This is a genomic window from Brevundimonas sp. NPDC007368, from assembly GCF_042869015.1.
Taxonomy (GTDB): Bacteria; Pseudomonadota; Alphaproteobacteria; order Caulobacterales; family Caulobacteraceae; genus Brevundimonas.
This window is the reverse complement of record NZ_JBIAFA010000001.1, coordinates 711,065-730,831: the sequence shown is the minus strand read 5'-3', so window position 1 is coordinate 730,831 and position 19,767 is coordinate 711,065. Positions and strand designations below refer to the sequence as shown.

At 66.7% G+C, this 19,767-nt stretch carries 18 protein-coding genes and 1 pseudogene; 8 read left to right on the top strand and 11 right to left on the bottom strand.

What is annotated here, in order from left to right:
* Window positions 1–356 precede the first annotated feature (356 nt).
* Window positions 357–785: a CBS domain-containing protein gene (locus ACFYLW_RS03640; protein ID WP_292083863.1), complete on the bottom strand. Its 429-nt coding sequence runs from the start codon at window positions 783–785 to the stop codon at window positions 357–359.
* Between the two features lie 64 nt (window positions 786–849).
* Entirely contained in the window at window positions 850–1,380 is a 531-nt protein-coding gene (locus ACFYLW_RS03635; RefSeq protein WP_312066004.1) for a rhomboid family intramembrane serine protease, read from the bottom strand.
* Between the two features lie 247 nt (window positions 1,381–1,627).
* Between ACFYLW_RS03635 and hfaA the strand changes: the two genes are divergently transcribed.
* The 4 genes from hfaA to ACFYLW_RS03615 all read left to right on the top strand — a co-directional run bounded on the left by hfaA (window position 1,628) and on the right by ACFYLW_RS03615 (window position 7,289).
* Window positions 1,628–2,062: a holdfast anchoring protein HfaA gene (hfaA, locus tag ACFYLW_RS03630; RefSeq protein ID WP_292083865.1), complete on the top strand. Its 435-nt coding sequence runs from the start codon at window positions 1,628–1,630 to the stop codon at window positions 2,060–2,062.
* On the top strand, window positions 2,062–3,081 hold the full coding sequence (hfaB, locus tag ACFYLW_RS03625; protein WP_312066001.1) for a holdfast anchoring protein HfaB: 1,020 nt from the start codon (window positions 2,062–2,064) through the stop codon (window positions 3,079–3,081). Before hfaA ends, hfaB begins: the two co-directional genes overlap by 1 nt.
* Window positions 3,008–4,267 (top strand): holdfast anchor protein HfaD, encoded by a 1,260-nt coding sequence (gene hfaD / locus ACFYLW_RS03620; RefSeq protein WP_390182865.1) that lies wholly within the window; start codon window positions 3,008–3,010, stop codon window positions 4,265–4,267. The genes hfaB and hfaD overlap by 74 nt, the downstream gene beginning before the upstream one ends.
* Before the next feature lie 133 nt (window positions 4,268–4,400).
* Window positions 4,401–7,289, top strand: a complete 2,889-nt coding sequence (locus ACFYLW_RS03615) for a M16 family metallopeptidase (protein ID WP_390182864.1) — start codon at window positions 4,401–4,403, stop codon at window positions 7,287–7,289.
* 132 nt (window positions 7,290–7,421) lie between these two features.
* On the opposite strand, the gene ACFYLW_RS03610 is transcribed toward ACFYLW_RS03615, so the two are convergent.
* Together ACFYLW_RS03610 and ACFYLW_RS03605 are read right to left on the bottom strand one after the other, a co-directional pair.
* Window positions 7,422–8,321: a hypothetical protein gene (locus ACFYLW_RS03610; RefSeq protein WP_313103032.1), complete on the bottom strand. Its 900-nt coding sequence runs from the start codon at window positions 8,319–8,321 to the stop codon at window positions 7,422–7,424.
* 286 nt (window positions 8,322–8,607) lie between these two features.
* Window positions 8,608–8,781 (bottom strand): annotated as a pseudogene (locus ACFYLW_RS03605) (gamma carbonic anhydrase family protein); the annotation flags it as partial.
* 521 nt (window positions 8,782–9,302) lie between these two features.
* On the opposite strand from ACFYLW_RS03605, the gene ACFYLW_RS03600 reads away from it, so the two are divergent.
* Window positions 9,303–10,079, top strand: a complete 777-nt coding sequence (locus tag ACFYLW_RS03600) for a PhoH family protein (protein ID WP_292084259.1) — start codon at window positions 9,303–9,305, stop codon at window positions 10,077–10,079.
* Window positions 10,080–10,142: 63 nt separating this feature from the next.
* Here ACFYLW_RS03600 and ACFYLW_RS03595 read toward each other — a convergent pair whose 3' ends face one another.
* From ACFYLW_RS03595 to ACFYLW_RS03570, 6 genes are all read right to left on the bottom strand, one after another.
* Complete coding sequence (locus ACFYLW_RS03595; RefSeq protein WP_390182862.1) at window positions 10,143–11,375, bottom strand: cation:proton antiporter; 1,233 nt, start codon at window positions 11,373–11,375, stop codon at window positions 10,143–10,145.
* Between the two features lie 217 nt (window positions 11,376–11,592).
* Complete coding sequence (gene dxs / locus ACFYLW_RS03590) at window positions 11,593–13,503, bottom strand: 1-deoxy-D-xylulose-5-phosphate synthase (protein WP_390182861.1); 1,911 nt, start codon at window positions 13,501–13,503, stop codon at window positions 11,593–11,595.
* A gap of 65 nt (window positions 13,504–13,568) precedes the next feature.
* Window positions 13,569–14,474 carry a polyprenyl synthetase family protein gene (locus tag ACFYLW_RS03585; protein ID WP_390182875.1) on the bottom strand — a complete coding sequence of 302 codons (906 nt, stop codon included), beginning with the start codon at window positions 14,472–14,474 and terminating at the stop codon, window positions 13,569–13,571.
* Between the two features lie 2 nt (window positions 14,475–14,476).
* Window positions 14,477–14,833, bottom strand: coding sequence for a tRNA-binding protein (locus ACFYLW_RS03580; protein WP_390182860.1), 357 nt, complete (start codon window positions 14,831–14,833; stop codon window positions 14,477–14,479).
* Entirely contained in the window at window positions 14,833–15,090 is a 258-nt protein-coding gene (locus ACFYLW_RS03575; RefSeq protein ID WP_105563889.1) for an exodeoxyribonuclease VII small subunit, read from the bottom strand. The genes ACFYLW_RS03580 and ACFYLW_RS03575 overlap by 1 nt, the downstream gene beginning before the upstream one ends.
* Window positions 15,091–15,307: 217 nt before the next feature.
* On the bottom strand, window positions 15,308–15,946 hold the full coding sequence (locus ACFYLW_RS03570) for a histidine phosphatase family protein (protein WP_313472014.1): 639 nt from the start codon (window positions 15,944–15,946) through the stop codon (window positions 15,308–15,310).
* A 209-nt stretch (window positions 15,947–16,155) separates the two neighbouring features.
* Here ACFYLW_RS03570 and ACFYLW_RS03565 point away from each other — a divergent pair, with 209 nt between their 5' ends.
* From ACFYLW_RS03565 to ACFYLW_RS03555, 3 genes are read left to right on the top strand one after another with little or no spacing between them, the layout of a single operon-like run.
* Window positions 16,156–16,695, top strand: a complete 540-nt coding sequence (locus tag ACFYLW_RS03565; RefSeq protein WP_390182859.1) for a GNAT family N-acetyltransferase — start codon at window positions 16,156–16,158, stop codon at window positions 16,693–16,695.
* Window positions 16,696–16,715: 20 nt separating this feature from the next.
* Entirely contained in the window at window positions 16,716–17,894 is a 1,179-nt protein-coding gene (locus tag ACFYLW_RS03560) for a VWA domain-containing protein (protein ID WP_390182858.1), read from the top strand.
* 38 nt (window positions 17,895–17,932) lie between these two features.
* A complete protein-coding gene (locus tag ACFYLW_RS03555; protein WP_390182857.1) occupies window positions 17,933–18,436 on the top strand; it encodes a hypothetical protein in 504 nt (167 codons plus the stop codon).
* 27 nt (window positions 18,437–18,463) lie between these two features.
* Here the strand turns inward: ACFYLW_RS03555 and ACFYLW_RS03550 are convergent, their stop codons facing one another.
* A complete protein-coding gene (locus ACFYLW_RS03550; protein WP_390182856.1) occupies window positions 18,464–19,729 on the bottom strand; it encodes a hypothetical protein in 1,266 nt (421 codons plus the stop codon).
* Window positions 19,730–19,767: the final 38 nt, after the last annotated feature.

The following is a 19,767-nucleotide window of genomic DNA, read 5'->3' as shown; positions in this document are numbered from 1 at the left end:
CCGAACCGTTTAACGCCCGTTCGCGGCGGAGGCGGTGTTTAGCGCCCCTGATTTTCCGTGTCAACCAGTTCTTTTTAAAGAACTTTCTCAACACTCCCGGAACCCGAAGACCCCGGCGGAGGCGGCCTTCTAAGGAAAGCCATTCTCCATGTCAACCAGGCTTTTCAGCCTTTTCGCAAACCCGGAAACCAAAGCCTCCAAATCCACTTCGCCAGGCCCGTCTCAGAACCCAACGCCGCCGCCCGTCTCCGAGCGAGCGGCGGATATACGGACACCACCCCGAGTCCACAAGCCCTGAATGACAGTTTCACAAACTATCTCAACGAACGAGAGTCTTTCATCACTCGCAACGTCGATCAGCCCGCCGCGATATAGGTCCTCAGACTCTCAGCCTCCTGTGTGGCTTCCGCGATCTGGCATTTGACGACATCGCCGATCGAGATGACGCCGGCCAGTTCGCGCCCCCGAAGGACGGGCAGATGGCGCACGCGCCGATCCGTCATCCTTCCCATCAGGATCGCCACGGTCTCGGTCGGCTCCGCGAAGATCACGTCCGCCGTCATATAGCGCGACGCCGGTTGCGACAGCGCCGCTGCACCGTCCTGCGATATCGCCCGAACGATGTCCCGTTCCGAGAGAACGCCGACGACATCGTCTCCCTGACAGACAATCAGAGCGCCGACCCGTTTGCGATCCAGCTCGGCGCAGGCCTCGATCAGAGGCGTATCCGGCGACAGGGTGAAGACCGCCTGCCCCTTCCCCTTCAGAATCTCGGCGACCAGCATGGCGGCTCCTTCTCGTCTGACAGAGAGGCGACCGCGGACCGGCCGCTACTAACGGCAGGATCGCTCAGACGCGGGCAGGACGCAAATCCGGTCCCGGCCCGAACCACCGCCCTAGCGGGCCGATCAGGATTATGCCGACCAGGAAGCCGAAAGCATGAGCTTCCCAGGCGATGCTGGCGCCGCCCGCGCCCGGCGCCAGACCGATCAGGCCGACGAGCAGATTGGCCGCCATCCAGGCTCCGGCCTGCTTCAGAACGGCCGAATGTAACAAGGGCATCACCCGACCGTGTCCCCCCATGAGACGGGTCGACGCGCCAATCAGGCCGAACACCGCGCCGGAGGCTCCGACCAGATGGCTCTCGCTCCCCGGATGGCACAGCCCATAGCCCAGAGCCGCCACGGCTCCGCTCACGATATAAAGGGCGACAAAGATCAGAGGCCCCAGCCCCCGCGAGAGCAATCGGGCCACCGGCGTGCCGAAGGCCAGGGCCCCGACCGCGTTCATGGCGACATGGGCCCATCCCCCGTGCAGCAGCATGGAGGTGAACAGTCCGCTCCACCGTCCCTGCCACAGATCCACAGCCCGAAAAGCCATGGACATGCCCTGATCGGGCAACCGTTCCTGAAACCAGAAGAGGACGGGCATCGAGGCGGCGATCAATATCGGCAGAAAAGGCGCGTTGAATATCCGCTCACGCTGGGGATCGCTCGGGCCGTCGGTGAAAGTCTGCATAAGCCCTTGATGGACAAAGACCGGCGCAATCTCAAGCCGATCTTAAGACCCGCGTTCCAGACTGGCACGCGGGTTGCTTGGCGACCCGCATCGACCTGCGGAGTGCTTCATGCCGTTTCAAAAACTGATCCTGACCGTCGCGGTCCTGGCCCTGCCCCTCACGGCGGCCGGCGCAGCGGCCGCCCAGTCGACCGGTTCGGCGGGCGCCGCCCAGTTTCAGGCGGGCTACGGCGCCTCGCGCTACACCACCGCCCAGCCCTCGAGCGGCTCGACCCGCGACGCCAACGGCAATCGCCTGATCGTCAACGGCATCATCCAGTCGGGCGCCAGCAGCTATTCCAGTTCAACCGCAGGAGTGTCGAGCGGCCACGTCGGCGCCGGCTCCTCCGGCAACGGCACGGCCATCGGCGGCGCGACCGCGATCGGCAACAGCCTCAACGTCGTGGTTCAGGGCAACCGGAACACGGTGATCGTCAACTCCAAGCAGACCAATACCGGCAATATCACCGCCGGAACCGCCCTGAACGGGACCTTGAACTTCTGATGACCGCACAACGCTTCAATCGCCCGCTGCGGGCCGCCGCCGTCGTGGCCGCCGTCTCCAGCGTTCTGGCCGGCTGCGTCAGCACCAGCGCCGGACCGTCGGGCCAGTACGCCGCGCCGATCGGTAATGCCCCGGTGACGTCCAACCCGACGCCCTATTCGACCGCTCTCTACTGCCTGGCCGACTACGCCCGCCGCTACAATCTGCCGTCGCCGCGCATGGCGGTGGGCCGGATCAGCGACTACACGGGCTCGATCTCCTCGGACGGCGGGCGCCAGATCACCCAGGGCGCGTCCCTGATGGCGAACACCGCCCTGGCCAAGGCCGGCGCGCGCATCGTTGAACGCTACGACACCTCGGTGTCCGAGCTTGAACTGCGCTACGCCAACAACAAGCTGATCAGCGACGATCAGCCGAACGGAGGGCCGCAGGACGCCGCCTACCGTCGCATTCTCGCCGGCCAGGTGCCCGGCTCCGACTTCTATGTCGTCGGCGGCATCACCGAGGTGAACTATAACATCCGCTCGGGCGGGTTCGACATCGCCGGCGGCGAGGTTCAGGACAACGGCGGCTCGGGCATGCTGACCGGCAAGGTCTTCGTCATGAACGTGGCCATCGACCTGCGTCTGGTTCAAACCACCACGCTCGAGGTCGTCGATGTCGTCTCCTATCAGAAGCAGATCGTCGGCCGCGAGGTTTCGGCGGGCGTCTTCGACTTCCTGAACGGCAACGTCTTCGACATTTCGGCCGGGACCAGCGGCCTTGAGCCCGTGCAACTGGCCGTCCGCGCCCTGGTGGAGCGCGCCACGGTCGAGTTCATGGCCAATCTCTACGGCGCCCCGGGGCCCGAGGTCTGCCTCAACCCCGCCAACGATCCTCTGGGCGACTCTCCCGTCGGCCCGACCGGGGGCTATTACCCCGCCTATGCAAACACGGACACGAACAATGGTCAGACTCGCGCGAATCCGTCTCGCTGGCACGATCGCCGCGACGGCGATGTGCGCCGCGGCCGCTACTGAGGTCGTCGCTCAGGACCGCGGTCTGGTCCTGAACGAACAGCTTCAGCTGGGCGACGTCGTTGCGGGCCAGACGCTGAACGTCGTCGACGTCAGCGATCAGGTCACTGTGTCCAACGCCGCCCAGGGCAATAGCCTGACCGGCGGCGCAGATGGCCAGGACCTCGACGTCCGCTCGTCTCAGGACATGCGCGGCGAGACTTCGGCTTCGACCACGCTCACCCTGGATGGCGACACCAACGGCCTGGTGACCAGCGTCACCCAGGCGAGCGGCAACTATCTGGCGGGCACGGCGGCGAGTGCGCAGATGGCGATCGACGCGACCCAGATGGTCAGCGGCGACGTCACGGCGACAACCGTCATCACCGGACAGGACGCGCGGCTGGTCGGCAGTGGGACCATCGCCGCCGCCGCTATGGGCAATACAGTCGCACTGGCCGGAAGCGGATCCGGCGGCGACCGTGCATCCCTGGTCGGCTCGATCAATCAGACAGTGACCGGCGACGTCCGCGCCACCAATCAGGCTTCCCCTCGCTTTGTGCGCGACCCGGCCGAGTTCTCCAGCCAGGCCGTGGCCAACACTGTTCAGGCGACGTCGGGTCCTTCGGCCAACCAGGAACTGGAGGTGCGGCAACGCTCGTCCGGCGCCATGGTCGAGGCTGGCACAGGCGTATGGGCCGGCAACGGCTGGAACCTGGCCGCGCGCGCCCACGCCGGCGGCAACCAGGCCAGCTTCTACAACCAGGGCGGATCCCTGGTCCCCACCACGGACCAAGAGAACACCGCCCAGATTCGCGGCGCGGTTCAGTTGAACTCCTACGACTTCGGCAAGGGGACGGCGACCGCAAGCGCCGTGGCCAACGAGGTCACGGTCGGCAACAATGACATCTATGTCGACATCGACAACACGCAGATGAACTCGGGTGGGGTCGAAGCCACTGCCTCCTTTGTCGGCCAGAAAGGATACGACGCCTACGTCGGCGCCAACGCCGCGGGCAACTCGGTCATCGGCTACGCCTGCGCCGAGTGCGGCGGCGACCTCCAGGTTCGCAATGTTCAGAGCAACAGCGGCAACGTCAGCGCGATCGTCAACTCCACCATCAACGGCAATGGCCGCAACGTCATCGCCGGCGCCAACGCGGTCGGCAACTCCGCGACCTTCTACGTCACGCGGACCGGAGGAAATTAACTTTCGGTAACTTGAGGCAGTCAAGCACGTTTGTCATTTTGAGCGAACGTGCATAGGTCATTGCACGCGACCAACGTGCAGGGCCGCAGTCAGTCCCGGGGGCAGCCTGATCGCACGGTCCGGAGACTACTGAATGCGATCCGCTCGCCATCTGCTGCTTGCCGCCTCAAGCCTCGCCCTTCTTGGCGCGGCTGCCCTGCCCGCCGTCGCCATGCCCGTCAGCTCGACGGCGCCCGCCGCGGTCGCGCAGAACGCCCAGCCCTCCAGCGCCTGGGCCCAGGCCGCCAGCGACATCCCCGCCGATCCCGCCGTCCGCTTCGGCACCCTGCCGAACGGCATGCGCTACGCCATCATGAAGAACGCCACGCCCCCGGGGCAGGCCTCGCTGCGCCTGCGGATCGCGGCCGGTTCGCTGATGGAGAACGACGACCAGCTGGGTCTGGCCCACTTCATGGAGCACATGGCCTTCAACGGCACGACCAATGTGCCCGAGAACGACCTGCTGCGAATCCTGGAGCGTCTCGGCCTGGCCTTCGGCGCCGACACCAACGCCTTCACCAGCTTCGACCAGACCGCCTATACCCTGGAGTTGCCGCGGACCAACGACGAGACCGTCGACACCTCGCTGCGCATCATGCGCGAACAGGTCTCCGAGGCTCTGATGAAGGCCGAGGCCATCGACGAGGAGCGCGGCGTCATCGAGGGCGAAGAGCGCCTGCGCAACACCCCCGGCCTGCGCTCGCTCAAGGCCCAGATCGCCCTGCTGGCGCCCGGTCAGCGCCTGGCCAACCGCCTGCCGATCGGCGACCTCAGCATTATTCGCTCGGCTCCGCGCGAACGCTTCGTCGAGTTCTACAACGCCTATTACCGCCCCGAACGCGCCACCATGATCGCGGTCGGCGACTTCGACGTCGATCAGATGGAAGCCAAGATCAAGGCGACCTTCGGCGACTGGACGCCCAAGGCCGCTGACGGCCCGAATCCCGATCTGGGAACCGTCGCGCCACGTTCGGCCGAAACCCGCATCCTGGTCGAGCCGGGCATCCAGTCCTCGATCCAGTTGAACTGGATCCGCAACCCTGACCTGGACCCCGACACCGTCGCCGAACGTCGTGAAGCCCTGGTGCAGAACCTGGGTCTCGCGGTTCTGAACCGTCGTCTGGGCGAGATCGCCCGCGCCGACAATCCGCCCTTCATCGGCGCCAGCGCCAGCAAGGGCAGCCTGTTCGACACCGTCGACCTCGGCAGCGTCTCGGCCAGCTTCAACCCCGGCGGCCTGAAGCGCGCGCTGGAAACCATCGAGCAGGAGCAGCGCCGCCTGGTGCAGTTCGGCGTGACCCAGACCGAACTCGACCGCGAGATCGCCAACACACGCACCGCGTTGGAGAACGCCGTTCAGGCCGCCGCAACGCGCAGCACCCCGGCCCTGGCCAACGCCCTGTTGGGCTCGGCCAATGACGACAGGGTCTTTTCCTCTCCCGCCGACAACCTCGCCCGGTTCGAGGCCAGCGTGAAGGATCTGAAGGCCGAGCAGGTCAGCACGGCGATCAAGGCCGTGTTCGAAGGCTACGGCCCTCTGGCTCTTGTCATCACGCCTGAAACAATCGAAGGCGGTGAAGCCGGCGTCACCGCCGCCCTTGAAGCCAGCCGCACCGTCCCGGTCACGGCTCGCGCCGAGCAGGCTCAACTGGAATGGCCCTATGCGAACTTCGGCGCCGCTGCAGTTCCGAACAGCCGCACCGAGGTCGCCGCTGTCGGCGCCACGGTCGTGACCTTCCCCAACGGCGTGCGCCTGACGGTCAAGCCGACCGACTTCAAGGATGAGCAGATCCTGATGACGGTTCGCACCGGCATCGGCGAGGAAGGCCTCCCGACCGACCGCTTCACCTCCCAGATGCTGGCTCCGATGGTCTTCACCCAGGGCGGCCTCGGCAAGCTGACGGCGGATGAACTGAGCCGCGTCCTGACGGGCAAGATCTACAGCGCCGGCTTCTCGATCGACGGCGACGCCTATCAGCTGTCGGGCGCGACCCGCCCCGCTGATCTGCAACTGCAGATGCAGGTGCTGGCCGCCTATCTGACCGATCCGGGCCTGCGCCCGGCGCCGTTCGAGCAGATCAAGGCCTTCTTCCCGCAGATCCTGACCCAGCAGCGCGCGACGCCCGGCGGCGCCTTCGGCATCCAGGCCGCCGGTCTGCTGGCCAGCGGCGACAAGCGTGAGACGGTGCCGGCTGCTTCGGACATCGCCGCCTTCACCCTGGACGAGCTGAAGCAAGGCGTCATCCAGGGCATGGCGTCGGGCCCGATCGACATCGTCATGGTCGGCGACGTCACGGTCGAAGATGCGATCAAGGCCGTGGCTTCGACCTTCGCCGCCCTGCCCGCCCGCGCCCCGGCCGCCCAGCCCCTGCCTGGTTCGGACCAGCGTCGTTTCCCGGCGCCGACCGCCCAGCCGGTGCGCCTAACCCACTCGGGTCCGGCCGAACAGGCCCTGGGCTACATCGCCTGGCCGACGACGGACTCCGTCGATGACCGCACCGAGGCCCGCAAGGTCAACATCCTGGCCGAGGTCTTCAAGCTGCGCGTGCTTGAGGAAATTCGCGAGAAGCAGGCCCTGGCCTATTCTCCGCGCGTCGCCTCCTCGTCCTCGGACGTGTTCAAGGGCTACGGCTCCATCTTCGTCATGGCCGAGACGGCGGCGGACAAGATCCCGGCCTTCTATGCCGCCGTGGACGCGATCACCGCCTCCCTGCGCGACGCCCCTGTGACGGAGGACGAACTGAACCGCGCGCGCCTGCCGGTCATCGAGTCCCTGCGTCGCAGCCAGGCCGGCAACGAGTACTGGCTCGGCCAACTGGAAGACCTGGCCGCCAAACCGGCCTCGCTGGAGCAGATCCAGACGCACATCAGCGATCTGGAATCCTTCACCGCCGCCGATATTCAGGCCGCCGCACGGCAGTACCTGAAGGCGGACACGGCATGGAAGGCCGAGGTCGTGTCGGACAAGGCTGCGACCCAGTAAGGCTGGGTTGACGTCGACGAAAAAGGGGCCCCGATCCAGCGGATCGGGGCCCCAAGTCTTTTGGCCTAATCGACGGAGAGTCGATGGTCGAACCCTAGCTCAACCCGGCTGACGCCAGGCTGAACGGCCTGTTCAGAAGACGCGGCCGCCGACGCCGCCGTCCAGCATGATCACCGCCCCCGAAGCCACGGCCCCGGCGCTCTCGACCATCTCCTCGCGGTATTCGGTGTAGGTCTCTTCGCGGATCATGGTCAGCACCTTCACGCCCGCGCCATAGCGGCGCAGCAGCGAACGCTCGTTGCAGTCGCGCTCCTGCTTCTCCGGACGGCACTCCAGCTGGCCGCCGCGACCGTACCACAGGGCGTCGCGCTTGTTGCAGTTGATGGTTTCGCCCGGACCCCCGGCTTCGTCAGCGATGGTCCATTGCAGCTTGGTGCCAGCGATGCAGCGGTACAGCTCGCCTTCATAGTCCATGGCCACGTCGCGGCCAGGACGAACCTGCGAGGCCGGGTGCGGCACGGCGCGGTCGTCGATGCAGACGGCCTGGATGACCACCCGCTTCTCCATCCGGCGCGAGGCCGTATAGGGAACGCGGATCATCTCCATCGTCTTGCCCTCGACCGTCAGGCCCTGGATCGTCGTGGGATAGGGCTGGTCAACGTTGAAGTAGGCGCCGCCGCCCCCGCCGACGATCACCGTCGCGCCGCTGCGTGAGCCGGCGAAGGCGCGCGCCGTGGCCGAAGCATTGGCGTTCACATTGACGTTCACGTTCACATTGCCGCCCGAGCCGCAGCACGGCGGTGCAACTGGTGGCTGGCAGCCGCGCGGACCACAGCCTGGATAGGTCGGCGGCGGCGAGGGCGGCTGGCATCCGCCGCCGCCGCAAGGCCCGCCGGGGATCGGCGGCGGAGGGGGCGGCGGAGGCGGCTGGCAGGTATTGCCTCCGCATTGCGCCGCCGCCGCGTCAGCGATCGCCATGGCGCCGATAAGGGCGCCGGCGGCCGCCAGCAAAGTCTTGATCCGCACCCGCATCGGCTGGGCTCCTGCATTGTTCTTGCCCCACGCCTTGCAAGTCGCGGGCCGGTTCAATGCTGCATGAAAGCGCAAAAGCCTTGCGTTTCCGTTGCCCGATTACGCGCCGACGACCGACAAGCTGTGCCATCCTGACGCGTCAGGCTCGAAGCTAGGTCAAAGGCTGCAAATCCCGCACATAGCGTTGCCAGTTCTGAACATAGTGCTGCGCGGAGATGCGCAGGGCCTCGATCTGCCCCTCGTCCAGTTCTCGCACCACCTTTCCGGGCTGGCCCATGACCAGGCTGTTGTCGGGAATGACCTTGCCCTCGGTGATCAGGGCGTTGGCGCCGATCAGGCAGTTCTTACCGATGCGCGCGCCGTTCAGGATCACCGCCCCGATGCCGACCAGGCTGTTGTCGCCGATGGTGCAGCCGTGCAGCATGGCCTTGTGCCCCACGGTCACCCCCGCGCCGATCATCAGCGGCGCGCCGATGTCGGTATGCAGGATGCTGCCGTCCTGAATATTGCTGTCGCGACCGACCACGATGGGATCATTGTCGCCTCGCAAAACCGTGTTGAACCAGATGCTGGCGCCGGGATGCAGAATCACATTCCCTAGAACCGTTGCATTCGGCGCGATCCAGTATTCGCCCTCCGGCGGAAGCTGGGGCTTGCTGTCGCCAAGACTGTAAACACTCATCCGAACACGCCTTATGTTTCAGAAAATGATGGCTTTAAGCCCTCATAAACTACGTTAGCATCATTCTGTTGATGCGATTCGAGGTCGCCATTTCGGCCCCGGATCCGAAGCCGGATCAAGCCCGGTCCGGTCAGATGCTGGAGAATGCGCATGGCGTGTTCGCGACCGGTTCCGGGACGACGCCTCTGCTGCGGCGACGATCCTGCAGCTGATCCGGGCGGCTGCTGCGTGGCTCCGGTCCCCTCCTCCCCCACCGACGACCAAGGCGTGTCCCTGCCGGGCGCGCCTTTTTTCATGCCCTGGAGGCGTTCATGACGAAGCGTTCGGCCATCAAGCATCAGGTCCGCGAAGGCGTGCTGGACTCGCGGGAGTTCCTGCAAGACGCCAAGGTCCGGCGATTGCCGCCGCGCAACGGCTGGTCGCCCTATCCCTCCAACGACGAACGCGACCAGGGCTACCTCAAGACGCTGAAGCCCAAGTCGGACGGTCAGGCCGAACTGATGGCCGCCATCGACCACGCCAACCTGGTCTTGGCCCTGGGCCCGGCCGGGACCGGCAAGACCTATCTGGCCGTGGCCAAGGCGGTCGAAGCGCTGGAGGCCGGCAAGGTCGGCCGCATCGTCCTGTCGCGCCCGGCGGTCGAGGCCGGCGAGTCGATCGGCTTCCTGCCCGGCGACATGGAGGACAAGCTGGCCCCCTATCTGCGCCCCCTCTACGACGCCCTGTCGGACCGGCTCAGCATGAAGCGGGTCAAGGCCCTGATGGCCGAGGGTCTGATCGAGATCGCCCCCATCGGATACATGCGCGGCCGCACGCTGAACAACGCCTTCATCGTGGTGGATGAGGCCCAGAACTGCACCTACGTCCAACTCAAGATGCTGCTGACCCGGCTGGGCTGGCACTCGACCATGGTGGTGACGGGCGACCCGCAACAGTCGGACCTGCTGCCCGGCGTGTCGGGCCTGTCGGACATCGCCGAGCGGCTGGAGGCCGTTCCAGAGATCGCCGTGGTTCGTCTGGCTGAACGCGACATCGTGCGTCACCCCCTGGTCGCCAGCATGATCGGCGTCCTGTAAGCCCCCCTGTCAGGCGGCCGATTCGGAAGAGGCCCGGAGAGCGATCTCCGGGCCTCTTTTCATTTACATGACGTCGGCCAGGGCGGCCTTGGGTTCTTCCTTCTTGGGCGGCGTCACGATCCGCCCGCCCATCCGGTCGATCAGGGCGAAGACGAAGGGATTGAGCGAGATCGACAGCAGGGCCGCCGCCAGGATCAGGTCGTGGGTTTCGCGGCTCATGGCGCCCAGGGACACCGAGATGGCGGCCAGGATGAAGGAGAACTCGCCGATCTGGGCCAGGCTGGCCGCGACTGTCAGGCTGGTCGGGCGGTCCAGCTTGAAGGCCGTGGTGATGGCCAGGGCCGCCAGGGACTTGCCGATGATGACGATGCCCAGGACGCCCAAAACGGCGAGAGGCTCGCGCACCAGGATCATCGGATCGAACAGCATGCCGACCGAGACGAAGAAGAGCACGGCGAAGGCGTCGCGCAGCGGAAGCGAGCGCTCGGCGGCATTGTGGCCCAGCGGAGAGCTGTTCAGGACCAGACCTGCCAGGAAGGCGCCCAGGGCGAAGGAGTGGAACAGGTAATAGGCGACCCAGGCGATGCCCAGTGCGATGGCCAGAACGCCAAGCGTAAAGAGTTCACGCGACTTGGTGTGGGCGATCCGCACCAGAACCCAGGGGAGGACCTTGGCGCCGACGACCAGCATGACGCTGACGAAACCGGCGACCTTGACCAGGGTCCAGCCGATGGACTTGGCCAGTTCGGCGCCGCTCAGCGTCTCGCCCGGCGCGATGATCAGCAACGGCAGCATGACCAAGGCGATGACAATCACCAGATCCTCGACGATCAGCCAGCCCATGGCGATGCGGCCGGCGTCGGTCTTGAGCTGCTTGCGCTCTTCCAGCGCCCGAAGCAGTACCACGGTCGAGGCCACCGACAGAGAGAAGCCCAGCAACAGGGCCTCGACGTCGCCGAGCCCCAGCAGGAACCGGCCCAAGACCCAGCCCAGGACAGTGGCGGCGGCGATCTGGACCAAGGCGCCGGGAATGGCGACCTTGCGCACCTTCATCAGGTCCGCCAGCGAAAAGTGCAGCCCGACCCCGAACATCAGCAGGATGACGCCGATCTCGGCCAACTGGGGCGCCAGCTCGGTGTCGGCGACGAAGCCGCCCGTGTAGGGGCCGACCACGACCCCCGCCACCAGATAACCGACCAAAGGCGACAGCTTCAGCCGATTGGCCAACATGCCGAACACGAAGGCGAGGACGAAGCCTCCGACCAGGGTGATAATCAGGCTGTCGGCATGCGGCATCGGCGCTCCTGCGTCGGTGAAGGGTTTCCTTGGGGCTGGAAGCCTTAATCTGGGGGCGCGAGGCCGCCACGGCAAGGCTTTCGCACTAGTTTTACCGGGATGAAACCGATTTGGAACCGTCAAAGTTGCGTGCGCGACGACGAGTCGCGCCGCAGCGCCCTCGCAAGAGCCCGCAGTCTCGACGTCGGCCGCCGCCCTCCCGAGCGACGACGGTGGATTACGCCCGAACAGCCCGGCTGGCGTCGACGCCGAGGGCGGTCAGGGCGGTCGCCGCGATGTGGTCGGCGTCGAGGCCGGCCTGGGCGTACATGATCTCGGGCTTGTCCTGGTCCTGGAAGACATCGGGCAGTGTCAGGGTGCGGATCTTGAGGCCGGCGTCCAGCGCGCCCTTCTCGGCCAGCAGTTGCAGGACGAAGGCGCCGAAGCCGCCCATGGCGCCCTCTTCCACTGTGATCAGGCATTCATGCTCGCGCGCCAGACGCAGGATCATGTCGGCGTCCAGCGGCTTGGCGAAGCGGGCGTCGGCAACGGTGGCCGAGACGCCGCGCGCGGCCAGCAGGTCGGCGGCTTTCAGCGATTCCTGCAGACGGGTGCCCAGCGACAGGATGGCGACCGAGGCGCCTTCGCGGACGATGCGGCCCTTGCCGATCTCCAGCGGGGCGGCCAGTTCGGGAATCTCGACGCCGACGCCGTCGCCGCGCGGATAACGGAAGGCGCTGGGGCGGTCGTCGATGGCCAGCGAAGTCGAGATCATGGCGGCCAGTTCCGCCTCGTCGGCGGCGGCCATCAGCACCATGCCGGGCAGAGCCCCCATGAAGCCGATGTCGAAGCTGCCCGCATGGGTGGCGCCGTCGGCGCCGACCAGACCGGCCCGGTCCATGGCGAAGCGCACCGGCAGGGACTGGATGGCGACGTCGTGGACGACCTGATCATAGCCGCGCTGCAGGAAGGTCGAATAGATGGCGCAGACCGGCTTCATCCCGTCTGCGGCCAGACCGGCGGCGAAGGTGACGGCGTGCTGCTCGGCGATGCCGACGTCGAAGGTGCGGTCGGGGAAGGCCTGACCGAACAGGTCCAGCCCCGTGCCGGTCGGCATGGCGGCGGTGATCGCCACGATGCTGGGGTCATTGTGGGCGTGCTTGATCAGCTCGGTGCCGAAGACCTTGGTGTAGCTGGGGGCGTTGGAGACGGCCTTGGCCTGCTTGCCCGAGACCACGTCGAACTTGACCACGCCGTGGTACTTGTCGGCGCTGTCCTCAGCGGGGGCGTAGCCCTTGCCCTTTTGCGTCACGACGTGGACCAGCACCGGACGGTCGGTGATGGCGGCGGCGTTCTTCAGGATCGGGACCAGGTTCTCCATGTCGTGACCGTCGATCGGCCCGATGTAGTAGAAGCCCAGCTCCTCGAAGAAGGTGCCGCCGACGATCATGCCGCGGGCGTATTCCTCGGCCTTGCGCGCCGCGTCGCGGAAGGGGCGCGGCATGTGGTCGACGAACTTCTTCCCGACCTTGCGGATGTTCTGATAGGCGCCGCCCGAGACCTGCTTGGCCAGATAGGCGCTCATGCCGCCGACCGGCGGGGCGATCGACATGTCGTTGTCGTTCAGCACCACCATCAGCTGGCCGCTGGTGGCCTCGGCGGCGTTGTTCATCGCCTCATAGGCCATGCCCGCCGACATCGAACCGTCGCCGATGACGGCCACGACGCGGTTCTTCTCGCCCTTGGCGTCGCGGGCGGCGGCGAAGCCCAAGGCCGCCGAAATCGAGGTCGAGGCGTGGGCCGCGCCGAAGGGGTCGTATTCGCTCTCGGCCCGCTTGGTGAAGCCTGACAGGCCGCCGCCCTGACGCAGGGTGCGGATGCGGTCGCGTCGCCCCGTCAGGATCTTGTGCGGATAGCACTGATGGCCGACGTCCCAGATCAGGATGTCCTTCGGCGTCTCGAAGACATGGTGCAGGGCCACGGTCAGCTCGACCACGCCCAGCGCCGAGCCCAGGTGGCCGCCGGTGACCGAGACGGCGTCGATGGTCTCGGCCCGCACCTCGTCCGCCAGCTGCTTCAGCTGGTGAACGTCCAAGCCCCGCGTGTCGGCGGGAAACTTGACGGTGTCGAGAAGCGGGGTGTGGGGCATGGGTATCGGAGGCCTTTGACGCAGGACGTCATATTCTAACCCGCGGGAGGCGGGCGCGTTTCCTATCAGGACCGGCGTTTAAGCACAAAGTCCACGCTGGCCTTGAGGATTTCGGCCTCGTGACCGAACAGGTCAAGGTGCGAGCGGGCCTGATCGGCCAGGTGCGCGACCCTCTGTCGCGCCGCCTCGACGCCCAGCAGGGTGACGAAATTGGTCTTGCCGAGGGCCGCGTCCTTGCCGCCGGCGGCCTTGCCCATCTCCTCGGCCGAACCCTCCGCGTCCAGAACATCGTCGATGATCTGATAGGCCAGACCCACGTCGTGGGCGAAGCTCGTCAGGGCGTGCCAGGCGTCTTCGCTGCCGCGCGAGATGATCAGCGGGATCTCGAAGGCGTAGGCGAACAGGGCGCCGGTCTTCAGACGCTGCATCCGGGCGACGCCGCCGAGGTCGTCGCGGACGCCCAGCAGGTCGATCATCTGGCCGCCGGCCATGCCGCGTGCGCCGGACGCAAAGGACAGGCGCCGCGCCAGTTCGCAGCGCACGCCTGCGTCGTCGTGGGTGTCCTCGTCCAGAATGATGTCGAAGGCGGCGGTCTGCAGCGCGTCGCCGGCCAGGATGGCGGTGGCTTCGTCATAGGCAATGTGCAGGGTCGGACGGCCGCGACGCACGTCGTCGTCGTCCATGGCCGGCAGATCGTCATGCACCAGGGAATAGGCGTGGACGCATTCCAGGGCGCAGGCGGCGCGCAGAACGGCCTGTTCATCGACCTCCAGCATCCGGCCCGCCTCAATGGCGAAGAAGGGGCGCAGACGCTTGCCGGGGCCCAGCGCGGCGTAACGCATGGCTTCGGTCAGACGCGACTCCGGGCCGTCGGCGCGGGGCAGGAGCTCGTCGAGGGCGACGGTGACCAGATCGGCGATCTCGGCCACCCGGTCGATGACGGCCTGTTCCGGGGAATTGGCGGCGAGCATGGTCAAAACAGCCTCCCGCCCAGCGGCAGGTCGCGATCAACGCCGACCAGAACGACTTCGCCCTCGGCATCGGGGAAGCCCAGGGTCAGCACCTCGGACTTCATCGGCCCGATCTGGCGCGGCGGAAAGTTGACCACCGCGGCGACCTTGCGGTCCTGCAACTGGTCCAGGGTGTAGTGATGGGTGATCTGCGCCGAGGACTTCTTGATCCCGATGGCGGGGCCGAAGTCGATGGTCAGCTTGTAGGCGGGCTTGCGCGCCTCGGGAGAAGGCTCGGCCTTGACGATCTGGCCGATGCGGACATCAACCTTCAGAAAGTCATCGAAGCCGATGGGCGGCGCGAGGTCGGCGTCCGACATCAGCCGAACTCGGCCGGTTCAACGCCCTTGGCCTGGCCGTCGGCGCCGACGACGATCTTCTCGACCCGCAGCTGGGCGGCTTTCAGCCGGGCCTCGCAGTGAGCCTTCAGGCGCGCCCCCTCTTCGTACAGGGCGATGGATTCTTCCAGCGGGGCCTGGCCCGACTCCAGTCGCGAGACGATGCCCTCCAGACGCGACAGGGCGTCCTCGAAGCTGAGATCGGCGGAAACGGCGGGGGAAGCGGAGGCGTCGGTCATGATGCGGGCAACCTAGAGACGCCCGCGCGGCGCATCAACGACGAAAGGCGTGGAGGCAGCCCAGAAGCTACTTCTGCGCGCGTCGAGATATGGCGCGCGCTAGCAACAGGGCCACAGTAGCCAAGACAGCGATCATGACGAGGTCAGGAATCACGCCGAACATCAAAGCCCTCCAGAGGAACCTCTGCATCTCCGCACGATGCGGCGACCTTGCCTATCAGCGTTTCTCGTAGCGGCGTTGCGACCAGTATTTGAAGCCCTGGTTGTGGGCCAGACGCCAGCCGTGGACCTTCAGGCGCTGGCCGACCATGTGGTTGAAGTAGCCGTGGGCCAGGACCAGAACGTCCTGACCTTCGCCGGCGCGGGCGATCAGGATTCGGGCGGCCTGGTCGGCGCGGACCTCGGCCTCGGCGCGGGTTTCCTGGCCTTCGTGGTGGTTGAAGACGTGCCACCAGAAACGCGAGATCACGCCCCAGTAGCGCGGCGACAGCCTGATCCACGCGGGGAAGTGCGGCGGCGGCAGGGGCGCCTCGATGAACAGGGCGTCGACCAGAACCTCGCGGTCGCGGGCCACGGCCTGGGCCGTTTCCTGGGCGCGACGGCGCGAAGAGGCGTAGATGGCCCCCGCACCCTCGGCGGCGCTCAGAAGGGTCTGCGGCGGAGTCTGGCCCGCGCGCAGGCCGCCGACCTCGTAGCGGCCCCACCAGTCACGATATTCGTCCGAGGTGATCAGACATTTGCGCGACAGGGCCGGCTCGCCGTGGCGAGCCAGAATGATGGCGCCGAAGGCCGGCGCCGCCTGGACGGCGCGAGGCGCCTCACTGGGCGTCGATGCGGCGGATTCGGTGTGAGTCATGAGTGCGGGAGACGTCATAGCACGGGGAGCAGCCTTTGAAATCAAGGCTTTGGCGTCCCTCAATCCCCCCGATTGCGGTTGACGGGGCCAGCGCTTCGTCGGCCCCTTGGAAGATGGTGGTAGCTCTCGCCGCGCGCCCCTGCAACCACCAAGCGATGACAGCCTCGCGAGCGGCCTGTGCGGCCTCGACCGCAGGGACGCGCGGCGCTATGGCCGAGACCATGACCGAAGCCCTGATCCGCCCCGCCCGACCCGACGACGCCGTCGCCCTGGCCGCGCTGGGCCGACAGACCTTCGTGGACACCTTCGTCGAAGGTTTTGGCATCCCCTACCCCGCCGCCGACCTGGCCGCCTTCCTCGACAAGAGCTTCAGCGTCGAGACCATCCAAACCAAGCTGACCGAACCCGGCGCCGCCTGGTGGGTAGCCGACCGCGACGGCGAGATCCTGGGCTTCGCCAACACCGGGCCGAACACCCTGCCCCATCCCGAAGCTCGGCCCGGCCACGCCGAGCTGCGCCGCCTCTACATCAGCCGCGACGCGCAAGGCCTGGGTCTGGGCACCCGGCTGCTGACGCTGGCTCTGGAATGGATGGAGGCCAACACCGACGGCCCCCTGTGGGTCGGCGTCTGGAGCGGCAATGAAAAGGCCCAGAAACTCTACGCCGCCTACGGCTTCGAGAAGGCCGGCGAGTACGACTATCCGGTGGGAGCCTGGAACGACCACGAGTTCATCTTGCGGCGGGGCTGATCCCGGCTCAGTCTGATCCCATGCTCCTGCCCTTCTTCACCGCTCTGCGCGAAGCCCGTGTTCCTGTTTCGCTGAAGGAATGGCTCCATCTGATGGAGGCCATGGACAAGGACGTGGCGGGGCGCGACGTCGAGGCCTTCTACCACCTGTCGCGGGCGGTGCTGGTCAAGGACGAGAAGCACTATGATCGGTTCGATCAGGTGTTCGGCAAGGTGTTAAAGGGGTTGGAGACGGTCGGGGCGGGCGAAGACCTGACCGCCGACATTCCCGAGGACTGGCTGCGGCTGCTGACCGAGAAGTTCCTGACCGACGAGGAGAAGGCCCAGATCGAGGCCCTCGGCGGTTTCGACAAGCTGATGGAGACGCTGAAGCAGCGTCTGGAGGAGCAGAAGGGCCGGCACGAGGGCGGCAACCGCTGGATCGGCACCGGCGGAACCAGCCCCTTTGGCCACGGCGGCTATAATCCAGAGGGCGTGCGTATCGGCGGACCGGGCAAGCATGGCCGCGCGGTCAAGGTCTGGGAAAAGCGCGAGTACAGGAACCTGGACGACACGGTCGAACTGGGCACCCGCAATATCAAGGTGGCCCTGCGCCGTCTGCGTCGGTTTGCGCGCGAGGGCGCGGCCGAGGAACTGGATCTGGACGGCACCATCGACGGCACGGCGCGCCAGGGCTGGCTGGACATCCAGATGCGGCCGGAACGGCGCAACACGATCAAGGTCCTGCTCTTCCTCGACATCGGCGGGTCGATGGATGGGCATATCAAGCTGTGCGAAGAGCTGTTCTCGGCGGCGAAGACCGAGTTCAAGAACCTGGAGTTCTTCTACTTCCACAACTGCCTCTACGAAGGCGTGTGGAAGGACAACCGGCGGCGTCACAATGAAAAGACCCCGACCTGGGACGTGCTGAACAAATACCCCGGCGACTGGCGCGCCATCTTCGTCGGCGACGCCACCATGTCTCCGTATGAAGTGAGTATGCCGGGCGGCTCGGTCGAGCACTGGAACGAGGAGGCCGGCGCCGTCTGGCTGAAACGCGCTCGCCAACAGTGGGACAAGTCGGTCTGGCTGAACCCCGTGACCGAACGCTACTGGAGCTACACCCAGTCGGTCAGCCTGATACGCGAGGTCATGGACCAGAGGATGTATCCCCTGACGCTGGACGGGCTGGACAAGGCCATGCGCGCGCTGACACGGTAGAGGTCTGATCCGGGAGCCCCCGATCAAGGAGGGACGCGATGACGACGGCTCTGCTTTTCGCTCTGGTTCTGCAACAGGCCGCGCCCGGCGTGGTCTGGTCGGACGATCCGCCCGCCCCCGTCGAAGAGGTCGCCGTCGCCGCGCCCGTTCCCGTCCTACCGGCCCACGCTCTGGCCGATCCCTATGGCTGGGAGCGGTCGCAGTGCAGCCCCTTCATCCGCAAGGACGAGCCGCTGGAGCATTGCCAGGCCAGGGTGCGGGTGACGCTGGCCGCCGTCATGGGCGACCGCCTTCCTGACGGCCTGCGCCCGTCCAAGGCCCTGGAGAACTGCACGCCCGGCAACGCGGCCAATGGCTACGCCATGCAGTGCGGGCCACGCCCGGTGGCGGCCCTGGGCGCGCCGCCGCCCCAGGAAAAGGTCTGCGACAGCCGCCCCCAGCGTACGCCCAGCGGCGCCATAGCCTTCAACAGCGAATGCCGCCCGGCGCCGGGAGACGCGCGCGCGCAGGACGGCCTACGCATACGCCTGGGCGGCGATTGAAGGTTCGCGGACCGTGTCGCCTGCCGGCTAGTCGACGCTCAGAACGCCGAAGGCTGGCCGGATGCCCCCTACCGTCTCCTGCCGGAAGAAGTAGCGACCGGGGCGGAGGAAGAACGTCGCCTCTGTCGCGCCCGGCGGCAGCAGATAATGGTCCGACGGGGGCCCTGCCGTCCCCTCGGACAGCGACAGAGCCTGGACAAGCACCAGTTCGTCCAGCGGGGGCACCGAAATCTTGACGCGGCGGCGTTCGGGGTCCGCCGCCAGCCAGCCCGGGCGCCCCGCGACGGGCGCCACGCGGGGATGGAAGACCGACAGGTCCATCTTGCCGACATAGGCGGGCGAAGCCACGCTCTCGGCTCCGCTGGACACCACGACGGGCTTCTCGGGCGCGAACCGGTCGAGAACCGCCGCCACATGCGGCGCATCATTTTCGGGGGTGATCGCCGGCCAATTCATCGACTGCTCGATCGTCAGCGGATCAATGCCGGTCTTGGCCTTGAGACGCGCGGCGAACCAGGTACCGCCCCGGCCCGGCTTCTCCATGGCGTGGCTGTAGCCGACAAACACAAAAACGCGCGCCTCGGGGTGGCTGGACAGGATGTTCTCGATCAGGTTGTCGGCCTGGGCCTCTTCCCGCGCGGCGATCCGCGATGCGCCGTCAGCGTCATCGGGCGCGTTCTGATCGAAGCGTTGTTCATAGTCCGCGAAACGATAGCCGAGCCGCGCCGCCTCTCTCACCGTCTCGGCAAAGACCGGATCGTGGGTGTAGTAGCCATAGCTCGCCAGGAAGGGCGCGCCCTCGGCGTAGCTGGAGATCCGCACATAGGGCTCGGGCTGCGGCGAGGTGAAGGTCTCGGCCGCGAACCAATCATAGCCGAGCGGACGCAGAGCCCGGATCACCTGAGCGGCGAAGGCCCGGTGTCCCGAAACATTGTGCGCCTCGTTGAGAATGACGATGCGCGTGTCGCGCGCGGCCTCCACAATGGCCTCAATCGCATCGCGCGCCGCGGCGTCATCGAGATCGGGGCGAGCGAGCGAAGGATGCGGGGGACGTTCCATCGTCCCCACGGCTGTGGCTTCGTCGCCCAAAAAAGACGCGAACTGACTCAGCATCTGGCGCGCCGCCTCATCCCCCGCTTCCGACTTGGCCTTCAGGTCCAGATAGGTCGGCAGGTATCGCCCCTCGGAGTAGAAGCGATCACTATTCGACAGGGCTTCCTGCGCGATCGCCGGCGCCCCACAGGCGAGCCCCATACCTGCGGCCGCCAGCAACACAGTACGACGCGGCACCATCGCGCGGCCTCTCCCGACACTTCACCTGACGGTCAGCC